The sequence below is a fragment of the Streptomyces auratus genome (assembly GCF_050433025.1).
GTDB lineage: Bacteria > Actinomycetota > Actinomycetes > Streptomycetales > Streptomycetaceae > Streptomyces > Streptomyces sioyaensis.
This window is the reverse complement of sequence record NZ_JBNGCB010000001.1, coordinates 3,664,253-3,681,267: the sequence shown is the minus strand read 5'-3', so window position 1 is coordinate 3,681,267 and position 17,015 is coordinate 3,664,253. Positions and strand designations below refer to the sequence as shown.

Sequence of the window (17,015 nt, the reverse complement as noted above, 5' to 3'; positions counted from 1 at the left end):
TAGAAATACACAAGTGACGAGGCCCTCACCGCTCGTGGATTGGGACACTTCCTTAGGCCGTTAGCATGGGAGTCCGCGCTGAGGCAAGAGCATTGGGGAAGGTGTCATGAGTGACAACGTCGACGGTATGCCCGCCAAATTCGCCATGCTCGGGCTGACATACGACGACGTGCTGCTGCTGCCGGGTGCGTCGGAGGTGCTGCCGAACGCGGTGAGCACCGCGTCCCGGGTCTCGCGCAATGTCACGGTGAACATCCCGCTGCTGTCGGCGGCGATGGACAAGGTGACCGAGGCGCGGATGGCCATCGCCATGGCGCGGCAGGGCGGCGCGGGCGTACTGCACCGCAATCTGTCCATCGAGGACCAGGCCAACCAGGTCGACCTGGTCAAGCGCTCCGAGTCCGGCATGGTCACCGACCCGATCACGGTCCGCCCGGACGCCGCGCTCGCCGAGGCCGATGCGCTGTGCGCCAAGTTCCGGATCAGCGGGGTGCCGGTCACCGACGCCGCGGGCAAGCTGCTGGGCATCGTCACCAACCGCGACATGGCCTTCGAGATGGACCGCAGCCGTCAGGTCCGCGAGGTCATGACGCCGATGCCGCTGGTCACCGGCAAGGTCGGCATCTCCGGCGAGGACGCCATCGAGCTGCTGCGCCGCCACAAGATCGAGAAGCTGCCGCTGGTCGACGACGCGGGCGTGCTCAAGGGCCTGATCACGGTCAAGGACTTCGTCAAGGCCGAGAAGTACCCGAACGCCGCCAAGGACGCCGAGGGCCGGCTGGTCGTCGGTGCCGCGGTGGGCGTCGGCGGCGAGGCGTACGAGCGGGCGCAGGCGCTGGTCGAGGCCGGTGCCGACTTCCTCGTCATCGACAGCGCGCACGGCCACAGCCGCGGCATCCTCGACATGATCGCCAAGGTCAAGTCCAACATCGACGTCGATGTCGTCGGCGGCAACGTCGCCACCCGCGACGGCGCCCAGGCGCTGATCGACGCGGGCGCCGACGGCATCAAGGTCGGTGTCGGCCCCGGCTCCATCTGCACCACCCGGGTCGTCGCCGGTGTCGGCGTCCCGCAGGTCACCGCGATCTACGAGGCGGCGCAGGCCGCGCACGCCGCGGGGGTGCCGCTGATCGGTGACGGCGGTCTGCAGTTCTCCGGCGACATCGCCAAGGCCATCGCGGCCGGTGCGGACACGGTCATGCTCGGCTCGCTGCTGGCCGGCTGCGAGGAGTCGCCGGGCGAGATGGTCTTCATCAACGGCAAGCAGTTCAAGTCGTACCGTGGCATGGGCTCGCTGGGCGCGATGCAGTCCCGCGGCCAGGGCCGCTCCTTCTCCAAGGACCGCTACTTCCAGGACAACGTGCTGTCCGAGGACAAGCTGGTCCCCGAGGGCATCGAGGGCCAGGTGCCCTACCGCGGCCCGCTCTCCTCGGTCGCCCACCAGCTCGTCGGCGGCCTGCGGGCCTCCATGGGCTACGTCGGCTCCGCCGACATCCCCGAGCTCAAGGAGAAGGGCCACTTCGTGCGCATCACCTCCGCGGGTCTCAAGGAAAGCCACCCGCACGACATCCAGATGACCACCGAGGCTCCGAACTACACTCGGCGCTGACCTGCGCGTACGGCACCGCCCGCACGCGTGCACAAGCCCGTGGCCGCTTCCCGGCCGCGGGCTTCGGTGTGTCGGGGATACTGGTACGGCAGACGTAGAGGGAAAGGCCACACACGTGACTGAGATCGAGATCGGGCGCGGCAAGCGCGGCCGCCGGGCATACTCATTCGACGACATCGCCGTCGTACCGAGTCGCCGCACCCGCGACCCGAAGGAGGTCTCGATCGCCTGGCAGATCGACGCCTACCGTTTCGAGCTGCCTTTCCTGGCCGCTCCCATGGACTCCGTGGTCTCACCGCAGACCGCGATCCGCATCGGTGAGCTGGGCGGCCTGGGCGTCCTCAACCTCGAAGGTCTCTGGACCCGGTACGAGGACCCGGAGCCGCTGCTCGCCGAGATCGCGGAGCTGGACGGCGCCACGGCCACCAAGCGGCTCCAGGAGATCTACGCCGCGCCGATCAAGGAAGAGCTGATCGGGCAGCGCATCAAGGAGGTGCGGGACGCGGGCGTCGTCACGGCCGCCGCGCTCTCCCCGCAGCGCACGGCGCAGTTCTCCAAGGCCGTCGTGGACGCCGGCGTCGACATCTTCGTCATCCGCGGCACGACCGTCTCCGCCGAGCACGTCTCCTCCGCGGCCGAGCCGCTGAACCTCAAGCAGTTCATCTACGAGCTGGACGTCCCGGTCATCGTCGGCGGCTGCGCCACCTACACCGCGGCGCTGCACCTGATGCGGACCGGCGCGGCCGGTGTGCTGGTCGGCTTCGGCGGCGGCGCCGCGCACACCACCCGTAACGTCCTGGGCATCCAGGTCCCGATGGCGACCGCGGTCGCCGATGTCGCCGCCGCCCGCCGCGACTACATGGACGAGTCCGGCGGCCGCTACGTCCATGTCATCGCCGACGGCGGTGTGGGCTGGTCCGGCGACCTCCCCAAGGCGATCGCCTGCGGCGCCGACGCCGTGATGATGGGCTCCCCGCTGGCCCGCGCCACCGACGCACCCGGCCGCGGCCACCACTGGGGCATGGAAGCGGTGCACGAGGACGTGCCGCGCGGCAAGCGGATGGACCTCGGTGCGGTCGGCACGACGGAGGAGGTGCTGTTGGGGCCGTCCACCGTTCCCGATGGCTCGATGAACTTCTTCGGTGCGTTGCGCCGGGCGATGGCGACGACCGGTTACTCGGAGCTGAAGGAATTCCAGCGTGTTGAGGTGACGGTCGCCCCTCGGCGTTGAATTCCCACGTTGCCGGGTTTCCCGCCGTGTCTGTTCCGTGCGTTTTCCCCGCCTTCGGCGGGAGCGGAAGTGGTGGTGGGGTGGGGCCCGGTTGCTGTGTGGTGGTGGCGGGGGCAGGGGCTCCGGGGTGTGTTGTCGGACTGCTTCGCTTTACGTCCGACAACACACCCCTCCGCCCCTGCCCCCTCCCGTAGCGATGGGGGCGCCACCCCGGTGGGGGTGGGGAAGAAAGACAAAAGCCGGAAGCGCGGCCGGAGTACGAAGACCGGAAGCGCAGCCGGATGACAAAAACCAGAGGCTCGGCCGCAGTACGACGCGGCCGAGCTTCTGGCTTTTTGACCATTCCCCCCACCGGGCGGAGGCGCCGTCCCGAGCGGTAGGGGGTGGGCCGGAGGGGGTGGGTGTTCGGACGTAAAGCGAAGCAGTCCGAACACCCACCCCCGGAGGCCCGCCACCGGCACCCACCACACACCACAGGCGCCCCCGGCCAAACAAACCCAACCCGCCGAAGGCGAAAACGCACGGCGCCGCAGCCCAAAACGTCCGGCGATGCCCGCCGCTAAAGGCGATGCGCGGCCCCCGCCGGCGTGGCCCCCCTGGTATCCAGCAGCAGCTGGGCCTTGACCGACAGCCCCTGAAGGTCATACGTGCGATGCGCCTGGAGCAAAATCGTCAGGTCCGCGGCGGCCGCCGCTTCGTAGAGGGAGTCGGCGCGGGGGACGGGGCGGTCCAGGACGTTCCACTGGGGGACGTAGGGGTCGTGGTACGTGAGGTGCGCGCCCAGTTCCCGCAGGCGGGAGGCGATCTCGCGGGCCGGGGAGCCGGTCTGGTCGGCGATGTCCGGCTTGTAGGTGACGCCGAGCAGCAGGACCCGGGCGCCGCGGGCGGATTTGCCGTGGTGGTTGAGGAGGGTGGCGCAGCGCTGGATGACGTAGCGGGGCATCCGGCCGTTGACTTCCTGGGCCAGTTCCACCATGCGGAGCGGGTGGCCCGGTGAACGGCCGTTGTAGGCAAGGTAGTTGGGGTCGATGGGGGCGGCGTGGCCGCCGACGCCGGGGCCGGGGCGGAAGGACTGGAAGCCGAACGGTTTGGTCTCGGCGCAGCGGATGACGTCCCACAGGTCGACGCCGATGTCATGGCAGAAGACCGCCATCTCGTTCATCAGCGCGATGTTGATGTGGCGGTAGTTGGTCTCCAGCAGCTTGGCGGTCTCGGCCTCGCGGGGGCCGCGGGCGCGGACGACCTTGTCGGTGAGGCGGCTGTAGAACGCGGCGGCCGCCTCCGTGCAGGCGGGGGTGAGGCCGCCGATGACCTTGGGGGTGTTGGCGTAGCGGTGGGTGCGGTTGCCGGGGTCGTGGCGGCCGGGGGAGCACGCGAGGTGGAAGTCGCGCCCGGCGGTGAGGCCGGAGCCCTCCTCCAGGAGGGGGCGCAGGAATTCTTCGGTGGTGCCGGGGTACGCGGTGGATTCGAGGATCACCGTGGTGTGCGGGCGCAGCTGTGCGGCCAGGGTGCGGGCGGCGTCGGCGATGCAGCCCAGGTCCAGGGTGTGGTCCTCGCCGAGGGGGGTGGGCGCACAGATGACGGCGGTGCGGACCCGGCCGAGGGTGGTGGGGTCGGTGGTGGTGCGGAAGCCGGCCGAGAGCAGACGGCGGAGTTCGGTGGCGGACAGCGGCCCGTCGGCGCCCGAGAGGGCGGCGGTGTGCGGGTCGGGGTCGTAGCCGAGGGTGCTGATGCCGGCGGTGGTGGCGGCCTGGGCGAGGGGGAGGCCGAGGTGACCGAGTCCGATGACGGCGAGATCTGCGGGCATGCTGCGGCCGTCCTTCCCGAGCGACTGCGAATGACGTGGGCGCATGACGTATGCGGATGGCGCATAAGTAGACTAAGCGGATATTTGACCCAGAATAGGGATTGGTGGATCAAGGCGGCGGGGTGTTGCCGTCATGAGTGGAGGGTGGATACCGGAACGCAGCGCGGACAGAATCGACGGACGGCGGGTGTGGCCCCGAGCACAGCGGGAGGCAGCGGTGCAGACAGCGATACTGGGACCGGCGCAGCGGGCCGAGGCGCTCGCCCGAATGGCGGAACGGGAGCTGGACGTCCTTGTGGTCGGCGGGGGAGTCGTCGGCGCGGGGACCGCGCTGGACGCGGCGACCCGCGGTCTGGCCACCGGACTCGTCGAGGCGCGGGACTGGGCCTCGGGCACGTCCAGCAGGTCGAGCAAGCTCATCCACGGCGGTCTGCGGTATCTGGAAATGCTGGACTTCGCGCTGGTCAGAGAGGCGTTGAAGGAACGGGGGCTGCTGCTGGAGCGGCTGGCGCCGCATCTGGTCAAGCCGGTGCCGTTTCTGTACCCGTTGCAGCACAAGGGGTGGGAGCGCTGGTACGCGGGCGCGGGTGTGGCGCTGTATGACGCGATGTCGGTCTCGTCGGGGCACGGCCGCGGCCTGCCCGTACACCGGCATCTCTCGCAGAAGCGGGCCCTGCGGGTCGCGCCCTGTCTGAAGAAGGGCGCGCTGGTCGGTGCGCTGCAGTACTACGACGCGCAGATGGACGACGCGCGCTATGTGGCGACGATGGTGCGGACCGCGGCGTCCTACGGTGCGGCGGTCGCCAACCGCGCGCGGGTGGTGGGCTTTCTGCGTGAGGGCGAGCGGGTGGTCGGCGCGCGGGTGGAGGACGTCGAAGGGGGCGGCGAGTACGAGATCCGGGCGCGGCAGATCGTCAACGCCAGCGGGGTGTGGACGGACGACACCCAGGCGCTGATCGGGGAGCGCGGGCAGTTCCACGTCCGGGCGTCGAAGGGGATTCACCTGGTCGTCCCCAAGGACCGGATCCATTCGTCGAGCGGGCTGATCCTGCGGACCGAGAAGAGCGTGCTGTTCGTCATTCCGTGGGGGCGGCACTGGATCGTCGGGACGACGGACACGGACTGGGATCTCGACAAGGCGCATCCGGCGGCCTCCAGCGCGGACATCGATTATCTGCTGGAGCATGTGAACGAGGCGCTGGCGACGCCGCTGACCAGGGATGACGTGGAGGGTGTCTATGCCGGGCTGCGGCCGCTGCTGGCCGGGGAGTCGGACGCGACCAGCAAGTTGTCGCGGGAGCACACCGTCGCGCATCCGGTGCCGGGGCTGGTCGTGGTCGCCGGCGGCAAGTACACGACGTACCGGGTGATGGCCAAGGACGCGGTCGACGAGGCGGTGCACGGGCTCGATCAGAGGGTCGCGGAGTGCGTCACCGAGGACGTGCCGCTGGTCGGTGCCGAGGGGTACCGGGCGCTGTGGAACGCGCGGGCCAGGATCGCGGCGCGCACCGGGCTGCATGTGGCGCGCATCGAGCATCTGTTGAACCGTTACGGGTCGCTGGCCGAGGAGCTGCTGGAGCTGGTGGTGGCCGACCCTTCGCTGGGCGAACCGCTGTCGGCCGCGGACGACTATCTGCGGGCCGAGGCGGTCTATGCCTGTACGCACGAGGGCGCCCGGCATCTCGACGACGTCCTGACCCGGCGCACCCGGATCTCCATCGAGACCTTCGACCGGGGCGCCCGCAGCGCCCGGGAGGTGGCCGAGCTGATCGCACCGGCGCTGGGCTGGGACGACGATCAGGTCGAGAAGGAGATCGCGCACTACCACAAGCGGGTCGAGGCGGAGCGTGAATCGCAGCGCCAGCCGGACGATCTGACGGCGGATGCGGCGCGGCTGGGGGCGCCGGACATCGTGCCCCTGTAGGCCGCGGGCGGGCGGATGCCCCTACGGGGCCGGCGGGCCGGGGGCGGGCCGGCCGCCGGTCTGCCGCCGCGCGCAGAACTCCGCCGTCAGGACGGCGGTGCCGTGCGCCGGGTCGGGCAGGGGGGCGGTGTTGATGCGGTAGCTGACGACCTGACGGCCGTCGGCGGTGCCCGCGGTCCGGGTGTAGGAGCCGTTGATGTCACCGTCGTGACCCCAGACCGTGATGCCGCAGGGCAGCGCGGTGGCGTACAGGCCGAGGCCGTAGGTACCGCCGGTGCTCTTCTCGCTGCGTATCTCGGCCATCTGGCGCGGCGCCAGGAACTCTCCGCCGAGCAGCGCGGAGAAGAAGCGGTTGAGATCGCCGAGGGTGGTGATCATCTCGCCGGCCGCCCCGGCCCGGCTGGGGTCCAGGGAGGTGGCGTCGACGCGGCGGTGGCCGATCCGGGCGTACCCACGGCCGTGCGGCTCGGGCAGGACGGAGTCGGTGCCGGGGAAGGAGGTGTGGCCAAGCCCGGCGGGGACGAGGATGCGGCGGCGGATCTCCGCGTCGTACGGGTGCCCGGTGACCGCCTCGATGACCAGGCCGAGGACGAGGTAGTTGGTGTTGGAGTAGGCGAAGCGGGTGCCGGGTGCGGCCACCGGCGGATGGTCGAGTGCGATCCGCAGCAGCTCGCCCGGGGTGTGGCTGTCGTAGCGGTGGGCGCCGAAGCCCGCGCCGCTCAGCTGCCGGGACAGCCGGGGGTCCGCGGTGTAGTTGAACAAACCACTCGTATGGTCCAGCAGCTGGCGGATCGTCACCCGTCGCAGATCGCTGCCCTTGCCCCTGGCCGGTACGCCCGGCGGGAGGTGGGCCGCGGCGCTGTCGTGCAGGGTCAGCCTGCCCTCGGCGACGAGTTGCAGGATCACCGTCGCGACCAGGGTTTTGGTGATGGAGCCGGCCCGGAAGTGGTCCTGCGGCCCGATCCTGCGGCCGCTGTGCAGATCGGCCACCCCGGCGGTGGCGAACCGGGTGGCGAAGTCGCCGCCGCCGCGGGTGGTGAGCGAGGCGGCGCCGGGCGCCCCGTCGGCGACCAGACGGTGGAGTGCGGACACCGTCCCGCCGTCGGCCGGGTCGCGCGGTGCGGACACCGTCCCGTCGTCGGCGGGGTGGCGCGGTGCGGGCGCCGTCGTCCCCGCCGTCGGCTGCCGGTGGGCGATGGCCGCAGGTGGGGAGAGGGTTGCGTCGGGCCGGGCGGTGCAGGCCGTCAGGGCCAGCGCGGCCAGCAGGCCCGTTCGGACCGCGGCGCGGCGGCGGCCGGCCGGGCGCAGGCCGCCGGCCGGGGCCGGGTGCGGCGGGCGCATCGTCATCGGGACTCCCGTTCGTCCGGGCCATCATGACGGGCACCAGGTGTCGTTCGGCACAGACCCGGGCCTTCCGCATGGCTCCGGATGAGGGAGAATGAAGGCTCTGCCAGGGTGGGTTGTCCGAGTTGGGTCAGTTTGGTGATCGATGGGACGTCGAAGCTGCCAACTCGACTGGATTGCAGAGGGGATTCAGTGGGTGACGAGGTCGAGATGGACGGCAAGGAGGGCAGGCTGCTCGCCGGCCGGTACCGGCTCGCCGATGTTCTCGGCCGTGGCGGTATGGGCACCGTATGGCGGGCACGCGACGAGGTCCTGGGCCGTACGGTCGCAGTCAAGGAACTGCGCTTCCCGGGCGGGGTCGAGGAGGACGAGAAGCGTCGTCTGATCACCCGTACGCTCCGCGAGGCCAAGGCGATCGCCCGGATCCGGAACAACGGCGCGGTGACGGTCTACGACGTGGTCGACGAGGACGACCGCCCGTGGATCGTGATGGAGCTGGTCGAGGGCCGCTCGTTGGCCGAGGTCGTCCGGGACGACGGCCCGCTCACCCCGCGCCGCGCCGCCGAGGTGGGCCTGGCCGTGCTCGATGTGCTGCGTGCCGCGCACAGCGAGGGCATCCTGCACCGCGATGTGAAGCCGTCCAACGTCCTGATGTCCGACGACGGCCGGGTCGTGCTGACCGACTTCGGTATCGCCCAGGTCGAGGGCGACCCCTCCGTGACCTCGACCGGCATGCTCGTCGGGGCCCCCTCCTACATCTCCCCCGAGCGCGCCCGCGGCCAGAAGCCGGGCCCGCCGGCCGATATGTGGTCGCTGGGCGGGCTGCTGTACGCCTGTGTCGAGGGCGTGCCGCCGTACGACAAGGGCTCGGCGATCGCCACGCTGACGGCGGTGATGACCGAGCCGGTCGAGCCGCCGAAGAGCGCCGGCATGCTGGAAGAGGTCATCTACGGGCTGCTGGTGAAGGACCCGGCGGGCCGGCTGGACGATGCCGGTGCGCGGGCGCTGCTGCTGGATGTGGTGCACGCCCCCGAGGTCCAGAAGCCCGAGCCCCCGCTGGACGAGACCCGGGCGATGGTGTTGCCGACGGTGCCCAAGGAGCGGGCGGAGGCGAAGCCCCAGGCCGCCGCGAAGCCCGCCCCGAAGGCGCGGCCGGTGCGCAAGCCGAAGGCGAAGCCGGCCGCCGCGCCGGTCACGGAGCCGACGGCCCCGCGCGAGAGCAGATCCGGCGGCCCCACTACGGACAAGAGCCCGGCCGCCTCCGGCAAGGCCGCCGCGGCGAGCGCGCCGGCGCGGACCGGGCGCCCGCAGAAGGCGGCCGGCCCGGCCACCACGGAAGCCGCCGGCTCCGAGCCGGCGACGGCGGACCGTAAGACCCCGGCCGTCTCCGAAGCGGACCGCGGGGCGGGTGCCCGTCCCGGGGTCGACGTCGAAGCCGCCAAGGAGCGGATGCGCGGCGCCCTGGAGGCCCTGCGCACCGCGGCCGCCGCCGCGAAGACCCGAGTGGAGGCCCGGCCCGGCGACGGCAACCGCCCGTCCGCCCGCGCGTCGGTGACCGATGTCGTCCCGCGCCGCACGCTGATCATCGTGGCCGTGGTCGTCGCCCTGGCGGTGCTGGGCACGGTGCTGGCCATCGCGCTCAGTGGCAGCGACTCCGCGCAGACGCACGGCAAGGGGGCCGGCAAGCCGGCCAAGGCGTCGTCCGAGGGTCGGGCGAAGCCCAAGGCGGAGTCGGCCGGCAACGGCGGGGACACCACGAAGGAATCAGCCGGGGAGCCCGCCCCGCAGTCGACGGGGGTCACCCCGGCCGGCGACAAGGACGCCGGGGCTACCGGGGACGGCAAGGACGGCAAGGACGGCAAGGCGGTGCCGGACGGCTTCGCCGAGCAGACCAACGGCGCGTTCCACTTCCGTATGGCGATGCCCAAGGGCTTCAAGCAGACCGGCACCGCGGGCGAGGGCTCCGGCGCCATCTACAGCGCCTCGGGCGGTTTCCCGCGCATCCAGATCGACTACAACGCCAAGCCCGGCTCCGATGCGGCGGCCTCCTGGCGCAGCCTGGAGCCGGCCGTGCGCAGCTCCAGTGAGGACTACCACCTCATCGGCATCAAGTCGGTGAAGTGGCGGGACTACCCGACGGTTGCCGACTGGTCGTTCACCCGCCGGCAGAGCGGGCAGAAAGTCCGGGTCCTCGACCGCGGTTTCCGGGCCGACGACCAGCACGGCTACGCGATCATGATCACCTGCAAGGCGGACGCCTGGTCGGACAAGGCGTGCCAGCAGCTGATCAATACCGCCTTCAAGACCTTCGCGCTGAAGGACTGAGGGACGGTCAGGTGAAGAACGGACGGGGCGCGCGTCGTTGGGCCGAGCGGGCCGCGCGCTCCGGCGCCGGGACGTATCGTGAGACGGCGAGGACCGTACGCATCCGCAATCGGCGGGAATGCGACCGGAAGTGACCGGAGGCGCCGGCGCCGATGGGCGGCTCCGGCGCGCGACGGCAGACACAGTGCGCGCTGCGGGGAGGCGTCGTGGACGAGTACGCGGGACGGGTGCTCGCCGAGAGATACCGCCTGCCGTTGCGGCCCCTCGGCGAGGACGAATTCGCCGAGACCCGGGCCTTTGACACGTTCAGCGGCCAGGAGGTGCTGCTCCGTCAGGTGCCGCTGCCGGAGGTCGTCGACGCGGAGGTGGTGGGGGCCGAGACGGCCGGGCCGGCCGAGGGCTATGGCGGCGGCCGTCCGGGCGGTGGGCGGGCGGCGGGTGCGTCGGCGGCGGACCGCAGTCCCCGGGACCCGGCCGCACGGCGCGCGCTGGAGGCCGCGACGACGGCGGCCCAGCTGGCCGACCACCCCCGGCTGGAGCAGGTCTTCGATGTCTTCGTGCAGGACGGCAGCCTGTGGGTCGTCGCGGAACTCCTCACTGCCCGCCCGCTGTCCGCGCTGCTCGCCGAGCGGGCGCTGTCCCCGCACCGCGCCGCGGAGATCGCCGCGGATCTGCTGACCGCGCTGCGGGTGCTGCATGCGGACGGCTGGCTGCACCGCAACATCACCGCCCGTACGGTCCTGGTCTGCGACGACGGCCGGGCCATCCTGACCGGCCTGGCGGCGGGCGCGGCCCAGGAGGCGCTGTGCGGAGACCAGGCGCCCGCCGCGCCCGGGACCCCGCGGGCGGCGGCGGCACCGGAGGGCGCGGCGGAGCGTGGCACGGCGCCGGGGGGCGCGGCGGCGGAGGGTTCCGTCACGGGCGGTGCCAAGACCTCGCTGGTCAAGGATGCCCCTGAGGAGCTGCCCGCAGCGGACGGCACCGGCACCGGCACCGCCACCGCCTTCGGCCGCCCCAGTGCCGGGCTCGCCGCCGAGCGGGCGCGGCAGGCGCGGCTGACGGTGGTCGGCCCGGTCACCGAGCGCTGGGCGCCGGAGCAGGCCGGACCGGTCCATGAGAAGTGGCAGCTGGCGCCGCCGGTCGGTCCGGCCACCGATCTGTGGGCGGTCGGTGCGCTGCTGTACCGGTGTGTGCAGGGGGAGCCGCCGTTCCCGGAGGACAGCGCCGTCGAACTGGCGCAGCTGGTCTGCTCCCGGCCGCCCGCGGTCGCCGAGGAATGCGGGGCGCTGCGTCCCGTCGTCGAGTCGCTGCTGCGTCAGGATCCCGCCGACCGTCCGGACTTCGAGGAGCTGAGCGGCTGGCTGCGGTCACTGATCCGTACGGCACCGGAGCCGGTGGCCGAGAGCCGGCTGGTGACCCTGCCGGCGCCGGAGCGGGACGCCGATCCGCGGCGGCTGCCGATCGTGCGGCGCCGCGGCGAACTCGTGCGGAAGGGGCGGCACAAGAAGACCCGGACCTCGCGGCGGGCCCGGCCGCAGCCGGCGCCGTCCGTCGTGGCGGCGTCCGCCGTCGCGCCCGCCCCGCCGGCGCCCCGCCGGGCCGCGCCGGAACCGGAGCAGTCCGCCCCGCCGGCGCCCCGTCGGACCGCGCCGGCCCCGGAGCAGTCCGCTCCGGTCGCCCCCGCCCCCCGTCCGCCCCGTCCCCCAAAGCAGCCCAAGCCGCTCCGCGCGCCCAAGCCGGCCCGGCCCGTCAAGCCGTCCGGGCCGCTGGGCCGGACCGGGACGCCGGAGGGCGAGCCGTACGACCAGGAGCGAGAGAGCTGGAGCGGCCCGGCCGACGTACCGTCGTCGCCGCGGCCGGACCGCGCCCCGCGCCCGCTCGGAAGGCTGCTGCTCGCCGCGGTTGTGCTGCTCCTCGTCGGGGCGGTCGTCTATGCGCTGGCGTTTCTGCCGGACTCCGGCCAGGACTCCAAGGCCGGCGGGCGCGGCGCGCACCGGCCGGGCACCGCGAGTGCGGCTCCCGGCGGCAGCCCGTCCGGCGACGGCGGCGGCGACCGGGGCGGCAGCACCGGCGCGCCGCAGACCACCGCGCCCGCGGGCGTCGCCAAGGGCTTCGAGGTACGTACCGACCCGGAGGGTTTCCAGGTCGCGGTCCGCAAGGGCTGGCAGCGGCGCGGGGCCAACGAACGGGGCCAGGTGCGGTACGTCGGCGGGGACTACGAGCTGGTGGTGGTGCCCGGCCGGGACACCACGGCGCGCTTCGGCACGGACCCGATGGCGTATCTGCAGAACAAGGAAGCCGAGCTGGCGCCGTACCGCTCCTCGGGCTGGGCCTCGGCCTCCGGCCTCCAGCGGATCGACGTCGGGAAGACGGCGATGGCCGAGGGCACCTTCTCCTGGCGCGACGGCAGCGGCCGCGAGGTGTACGTACGCAACCTCGCAATGATCCACAACGGCCGCTACCACCTCGTCCTGGTGATCGGCCCGGACACCGGACGGCATGAGGTGGACCAGCTGTACGCGCAGGCGACCAGCGCCTATCGGCCCGGCTAGCGGCTACCGCCCCGGCTGAGGAGGGGCCGTCGCGCACCGGCGGCGCTCGCGCACCGGCCGCCGTCGCTCAGGGGCGGCGGCCCCGCCCTGCATCGGCGAACCGTTCCCGCAGCTCCTGCTTGAGCACCTTGCGCAGGGTCGCGCCGCGCGGCAGGGCGGCCAGCACCTCCAGCCGTTCGGGGAGCTTGTGCCGGGCCAGGCCCTGGGCGGTGAGGTGCGCGGTGATCCCGTCGAGGGTCAACTCCCTTGATCCCTGGGGCTGTTCGACGACCGCACAGACCAATTCGCCGCGCAGGTCGTCCGGCAGCCCGATGACCGCGGCGGCGGCGACGTCCGGATGCCGGTGGAGGAGCGCTTCGATCTCCTGGGCGGAGATGTTCTCGCCCTTGCGGATGATGATGTCCTTGAGCCGGCCGGTGACCACGAGATGGCCGGTGGGCGTGAGCCGCCCGGTGTCGCCGGTGGGCAGAAAACCGTCGGCGGTGAAGGGGTCGGGCTCGTCGAGATAGCCGCGGCAGAGGACCGGTCCGCGCAGGGAGATCTCGCCGGTGTCCGGGGCGATCCGGATCTCCATCCCGGCGGGTGGCCGGCCGTCGGTGCCCGCGAGGTGCTCGGCGCTGTCGCAGGGATCGCCCATGGTGACCATCGGGGCCTCGGTCAGCGCGTACCCGTGGGCGAGCGCGCAGCCGAGAGCGGCGGTGACCTCGTGGTACAGCGCGGCCGGCAGGGGCGCGCCGCCGCCGGCCAGCAGCCGCAGCGACGGCAGCAGCCGCCGCCCCGGCGGCAGTGCGCGCTGGGCGGCGAGGAAGAGGGCGTAGAAGGCGGTGGAGCCGCCGGCGACGGTGACGCGGTGGCGGCGGTAGGCGGCGAGCGAGCCGGGCAGCGCGAAGTGCTCCAGCAGTACGGCCGGGATGCCGTGCCACAGCAGCATGACGGTGTAGTCGGAGCCCGCGACATGGGCGTACGGAAAGGCCATCGAGCCGATGTCGGAGGGGCGCAGCCGCAGCGCCTCGGCCAGCCATCGGCCGGCCGTGCGCAAGCTGTGGTCGGTGTGCAGCACGCCCCTGGGGCCCGCCGTGGTGCCGGACGTCCAGTAGATCCAGCGGGTCCGGTGCGCGCTGTCGGGCGGTGGGGGCAGGTGGGCCGGGTCGCCGTCGGGCAGGGTGTCGCGGGCCTCGATGACGGTGAGCGGGCGGGGCAGGCCGGCGGCCAGGCGGCCGGCCATCGCGCGGTGGTCGAAGCCGCGCCAGACGCCGGGGTGCACGAAGCAGTCGGCGCGGGTGCGACGCAACACCTGGCCGGTCTCATGGTCGCGGAAGTGCGGGATGACCGGGCTCTGGACGGCGCCGATCCGGGCCAGCGCGAGGCTGAGCAGCACGGTCTCGATCCGCGTCGGCAGCTGCCAGACGACCCGGCTGCCGGGCCGTACGCCCCGGTCGTGGAGGCCGGCGGCGACCCGTTCCGCGCGCCGTTGCAGCCCGCCGAAGGTGATCCGCCGCTCGTGCCGGGCGGCTGCGGCGCCCTGGATGAGGGCGGTGGCGTCCGGGGTGCGGGCGGCGCGCCACCCGACCAGGTCCCAGAGGGTGGTGCCGGTCATCTGCCCTCCCGTGGCTGACGGTTCGTCAGATTTCGAGCGAGAGTAGAGGCCGGAGCCTTGTCGGTCCAGAGGTGCCGGGGCTAGCCTATTTCTGACGGTGCATCAGATATCCCGGTTCCGGCCGGACACGGGGCGAGGCACGACGAGGGGAAACCCCATGGAGCCACCGCGCAGCATCGGCGTCGACGACCGTGCGAGCGAGCCCGCGCACCGCTTCGGGGCCGGGCGCGGGCCACGGCCGCCGGCCTCCGGCATCGGCGAGCCGGCCCGCCCCGGCACCGCGAGCCACCTGCTCGCCCCGGGCCTCGACCGGTAGCCGCCCCATGGACCTCACCTGCACCGAGGAAGAGGACGCCTTCCGGGAACGGCTGCGCCGGTGGCTTCGCGAGGTGCTGCCCACGCTCCCCGCGCAGCCCGCGGCGGACGACTGGCCCGGCCGGCGGGCGTACGACGCGGCCTGGCAGCGGCGGCTGTACGACGCGGGGTACGCGGGCCTGCACTGGCCCAAGGACGCCGGCGGGCGGGGCGCCACCCCCACCCAGCACCTGATCTTCCTGGAGGAGGCGGAGCGCGCCGGAGCCCCCTACGTCGGGGCGAACTTCGTCGGCCTGCTGCACGCCGGGCCGACCATCGCCGCCGAGGGGACCGACGAGCAGCGCGCCCGCTGGCTGCCGCCGATCCTGCGCGGCGACGAGATCTGGTGCCAGGGCTTCAGCGAACCGGACGCCGGCTCCGACCTCGCCGCGCTGCGCACCACGGCGGTGCGCGACGGGGACCACTACATCGTCAGCGGCACCAAGCTGTGGACCTCGCACGCCGAGGTCGCCGACTGGTGCGAACTCCTCGTCCGCACCGACCCGGACGCGCCCCGGCACCGCGGCATCAGCTGGCTGGCGATGCCGATGGACGCCCCGGGGGTGACGGTCCGGCCGCTGCGCACCCTCGCCGGCTCGGCGGAGTTCGCGGAGATGTTCCTCGACGAGGTCCGGGTGCCGGTCGGCCACCGCGTGGGCGCGGAGAACGACGGCTGGCGGGTGACGATGGTGACGCTGTCCTTCGAGCGCGGCACCGCCTTCGTCGGCGAGGTGGTGGCATGCCGCCGGGTGCTCGGCGCCCTCGCCCGTGCGGCCCGTGCCAACGGCCGCTGGGACGATGCCGTGCTGCGCCGCAGACTGGGCCGGCTGCACGCGGAGTTCGCGGCGCTGTGGCGGCTGACCCAATGGAACGTGAGCGAGGCCGGCGCCGCCCGTCCGCGCGGCGGCCGGCCGGGCATCGGGGGCGTCCCGGGAACCGGCGGCTCGGTCTTCAAGCTGCGCTATTCGCACGCCCGCCAGGAGCTGTACGACGCGGCCGCGGAGGTGCTGGGCGCCGGTGCGCTGGACGCGGACCACGAGTGGGTGGCCGGCCGGCTGTCGTCCCTCTCGTACACCATCGCGGCCGGTACCTCGCAGATCCAGCAGAACATCGTCGCCGAGCGGATCCTCGGCCTGCCGAAGGGGCGGTGAGCGGGCCGGTGGACTTCCAACTCACCGAGGACCAGCGGGCGTTGCAGGGGGCGACCCGGGAGCTGCTGGCCGGACGGTTCGGGCCGGACCGGCTGCGGGCCGCGGTCGGTAACCCGGCGCCGGACCGTGCGCTGTGGCGGGAGCTGGGGGCGGCCGGGTTCTTCGTGCTGCGGCTGCCGGAGGAGGCCGGCGGGGTGGGGCTCGGGCTGCCGGAGGCGGTCCTGGTCTTCGAGGAGGCCGGCCGGGCGCTGCTGCCCGGACCGCTGGTGGCGTGCCAGCTGCTGGCCGGGGTGGTGGACGGGGTCGCGTCCGGCGAGAAGATCGTCGGGCTGTGCGAGGGCGGGCGGGAGCCGGTGCTATGGGAACACCCGGCCGCCTGCGAGGAGTTGATCTTGGTGGAGGCGGGTCCGGGGTGCCCCGACGGCGCGGGCAGGGGCGCACAGGGGCGCACGGACGGCGTATATCGGAGTGCAGCGGACCAGGTGTCCTGCGCCCCTTTTGCTTCCGTCGATCCGCTCACCCCGCTCGCCCGCGTCACGGATCTGCCGCGCACCGAGCCCCTCGCCCTGGACGTGCCGCGGCTGCGCCGCGAGGCCGCCTTGCTCACCGCGGCCCAGCAGCTCGGCAGCGCGGCCCGGACGGTCGAGCTGGCGGTCGCCCACGCCCGCCGGCGCGAGCAGTTCGGCGCCCCCATCGGCGCGTTCCAGGCGATCAAGCACCTGTGCGCGCAGATGCTCGTACGGGCGGAAATGGCCCGGTACGCCGTCTATGCGGCGTCGGTCACGGACGGTGATCTCGACGTCACGGGGGCGAAGTTGCTCGCCGACGAGGCCGCGGTGCGCAACGCACGGGACTGTGTGCAGGTCCACGGGGGGATGGGCTTCACCTGGGAGGCCGATGTGCATCTGCATCTCAAGCGGGCCTGGTTGCGGGCGGAGTGCTGGGGCGTCGTCGGCGAGGCGGAAGAACTCCTGGCCGCGGACTTGATCGCCTGACGGTGGGGCCCGGGGTGGTGACGGCGGTGGCAGGAGAGGAAGAAGTCAGACTCTGGCAACCACGGTGCGCAATGTCGGACTCACTACGCAGAAGTGGTCACGGAGGGTCGATATCGGGTTGTGTCC

11 protein-coding genes are annotated in these 17,015 nt (G+C 73.0%); 8 read left to right on the top strand and 3 right to left on the bottom strand.

From position 1 onward, the window contains the following. The first annotated feature begins 106 nt into the window (after positions 1 to 106). Entirely contained in the window at positions 107 to 1,609 is a 1,503-nt protein-coding gene (gene guaB, locus BKA18_RS15790; RefSeq protein ID WP_006604931.1) for an IMP dehydrogenase, read from the top strand. A 115-nt stretch (positions 1,610 to 1,724) separates the two neighbouring features. Beyond that, on the top strand, positions 1,725 to 2,840 hold the full coding sequence (locus BKA18_RS15785; protein WP_006604932.1) for a GuaB3 family IMP dehydrogenase-related protein: 1,116 nt from the start codon (positions 1,725 to 1,727) through the stop codon (positions 2,838 to 2,840). 559 nt (positions 2,841 to 3,399) lie between these two features. Here the strand turns inward: BKA18_RS15785 and BKA18_RS15780 are convergent. Continuing rightward, positions 3,400 to 4,647 carry a nucleotide sugar dehydrogenase gene (locus tag BKA18_RS15780; RefSeq protein ID WP_366046645.1) on the bottom strand — a complete coding sequence of 416 codons (1,248 nt, stop codon included), beginning with the start codon at positions 4,645 to 4,647 and terminating at the stop codon, positions 3,400 to 3,402. A 217-nt stretch (positions 4,648 to 4,864) separates the two neighbouring features. Between BKA18_RS15780 and BKA18_RS15775 the strand changes: the two genes are divergently transcribed. Further along, a complete protein-coding gene (locus BKA18_RS15775) occupies positions 4,865 to 6,571 on the top strand; it encodes a glycerol-3-phosphate dehydrogenase/oxidase (RefSeq protein ID WP_366046646.1) in 1,707 nt (568 codons plus the stop codon). A 21-nt stretch (positions 6,572 to 6,592) separates the two neighbouring features. Here the strand turns inward: BKA18_RS15775 and BKA18_RS15770 are convergent, their stop codons facing one another. Beyond that, entirely contained in the window at positions 6,593 to 7,918 is a 1,326-nt protein-coding gene (locus BKA18_RS15770) for a serine hydrolase domain-containing protein (protein WP_366046647.1), read from the bottom strand. A 189-nt stretch (positions 7,919 to 8,107) separates the two neighbouring features. On the opposite strand from BKA18_RS15770, the gene BKA18_RS15765 reads away from it, so the two are divergent. Both BKA18_RS15765 and BKA18_RS15760 read left to right on the top strand, forming a co-directional pair. Continuing rightward, positions 8,108 to 10,240: a serine/threonine-protein kinase gene (locus BKA18_RS15765; protein ID WP_366046648.1), complete on the top strand. Its 2,133-nt coding sequence runs from the start codon at positions 8,108 to 8,110 to the stop codon at positions 10,238 to 10,240. 206 nt (positions 10,241 to 10,446) lie between these two features. After that, positions 10,447 to 12,792: a protein kinase gene (locus BKA18_RS15760; protein WP_366046649.1), complete on the top strand. Its 2,346-nt coding sequence runs from the start codon at positions 10,447 to 10,449 to the stop codon at positions 12,790 to 12,792. Between the two features lie 67 nt (positions 12,793 to 12,859). Here the strand turns inward: BKA18_RS15760 and BKA18_RS15755 are convergent, their stop codons facing one another. Beyond that, positions 12,860 to 14,389 carry a class I adenylate-forming enzyme family protein gene (locus BKA18_RS15755; RefSeq protein WP_366046650.1) on the bottom strand — a complete coding sequence of 510 codons (1,530 nt, stop codon included), beginning with the start codon at positions 14,387 to 14,389 and terminating at the stop codon, positions 12,860 to 12,862. 157 nt (positions 14,390 to 14,546) lie between these two features. Here BKA18_RS15755 and BKA18_RS15750 point away from each other — a divergent pair, with 157 nt between their 5' ends. Genes BKA18_RS15750 through BKA18_RS15740 form a run of 3 tightly spaced genes read left to right on the top strand, consistent with a single transcriptional unit; the run spans position 14,547 to position 16,889 of the window. After that, positions 14,547 to 14,705 carry a hypothetical protein gene (locus BKA18_RS15750; RefSeq protein ID WP_366046651.1) on the top strand — a complete coding sequence of 53 codons (159 nt, stop codon included), beginning with the start codon at positions 14,547 to 14,549 and terminating at the stop codon, positions 14,703 to 14,705. Positions 14,706 to 14,712: 7 nt separating this feature from the next. After that, positions 14,713 to 15,894 carry an acyl-CoA dehydrogenase family protein gene (locus BKA18_RS15745; RefSeq protein WP_366046652.1) on the top strand — a complete coding sequence of 394 codons (1,182 nt, stop codon included), beginning with the start codon at positions 14,713 to 14,715 and terminating at the stop codon, positions 15,892 to 15,894. An 8-nt stretch (positions 15,895 to 15,902) separates the two neighbouring features. Further along, complete coding sequence (locus BKA18_RS15740; protein WP_366046789.1) at positions 15,903 to 16,889, top strand: acyl-CoA dehydrogenase family protein; 987 nt, start codon at positions 15,903 to 15,905, stop codon at positions 16,887 to 16,889. Positions 16,890 to 17,015 lie beyond the last annotated feature (126 nt).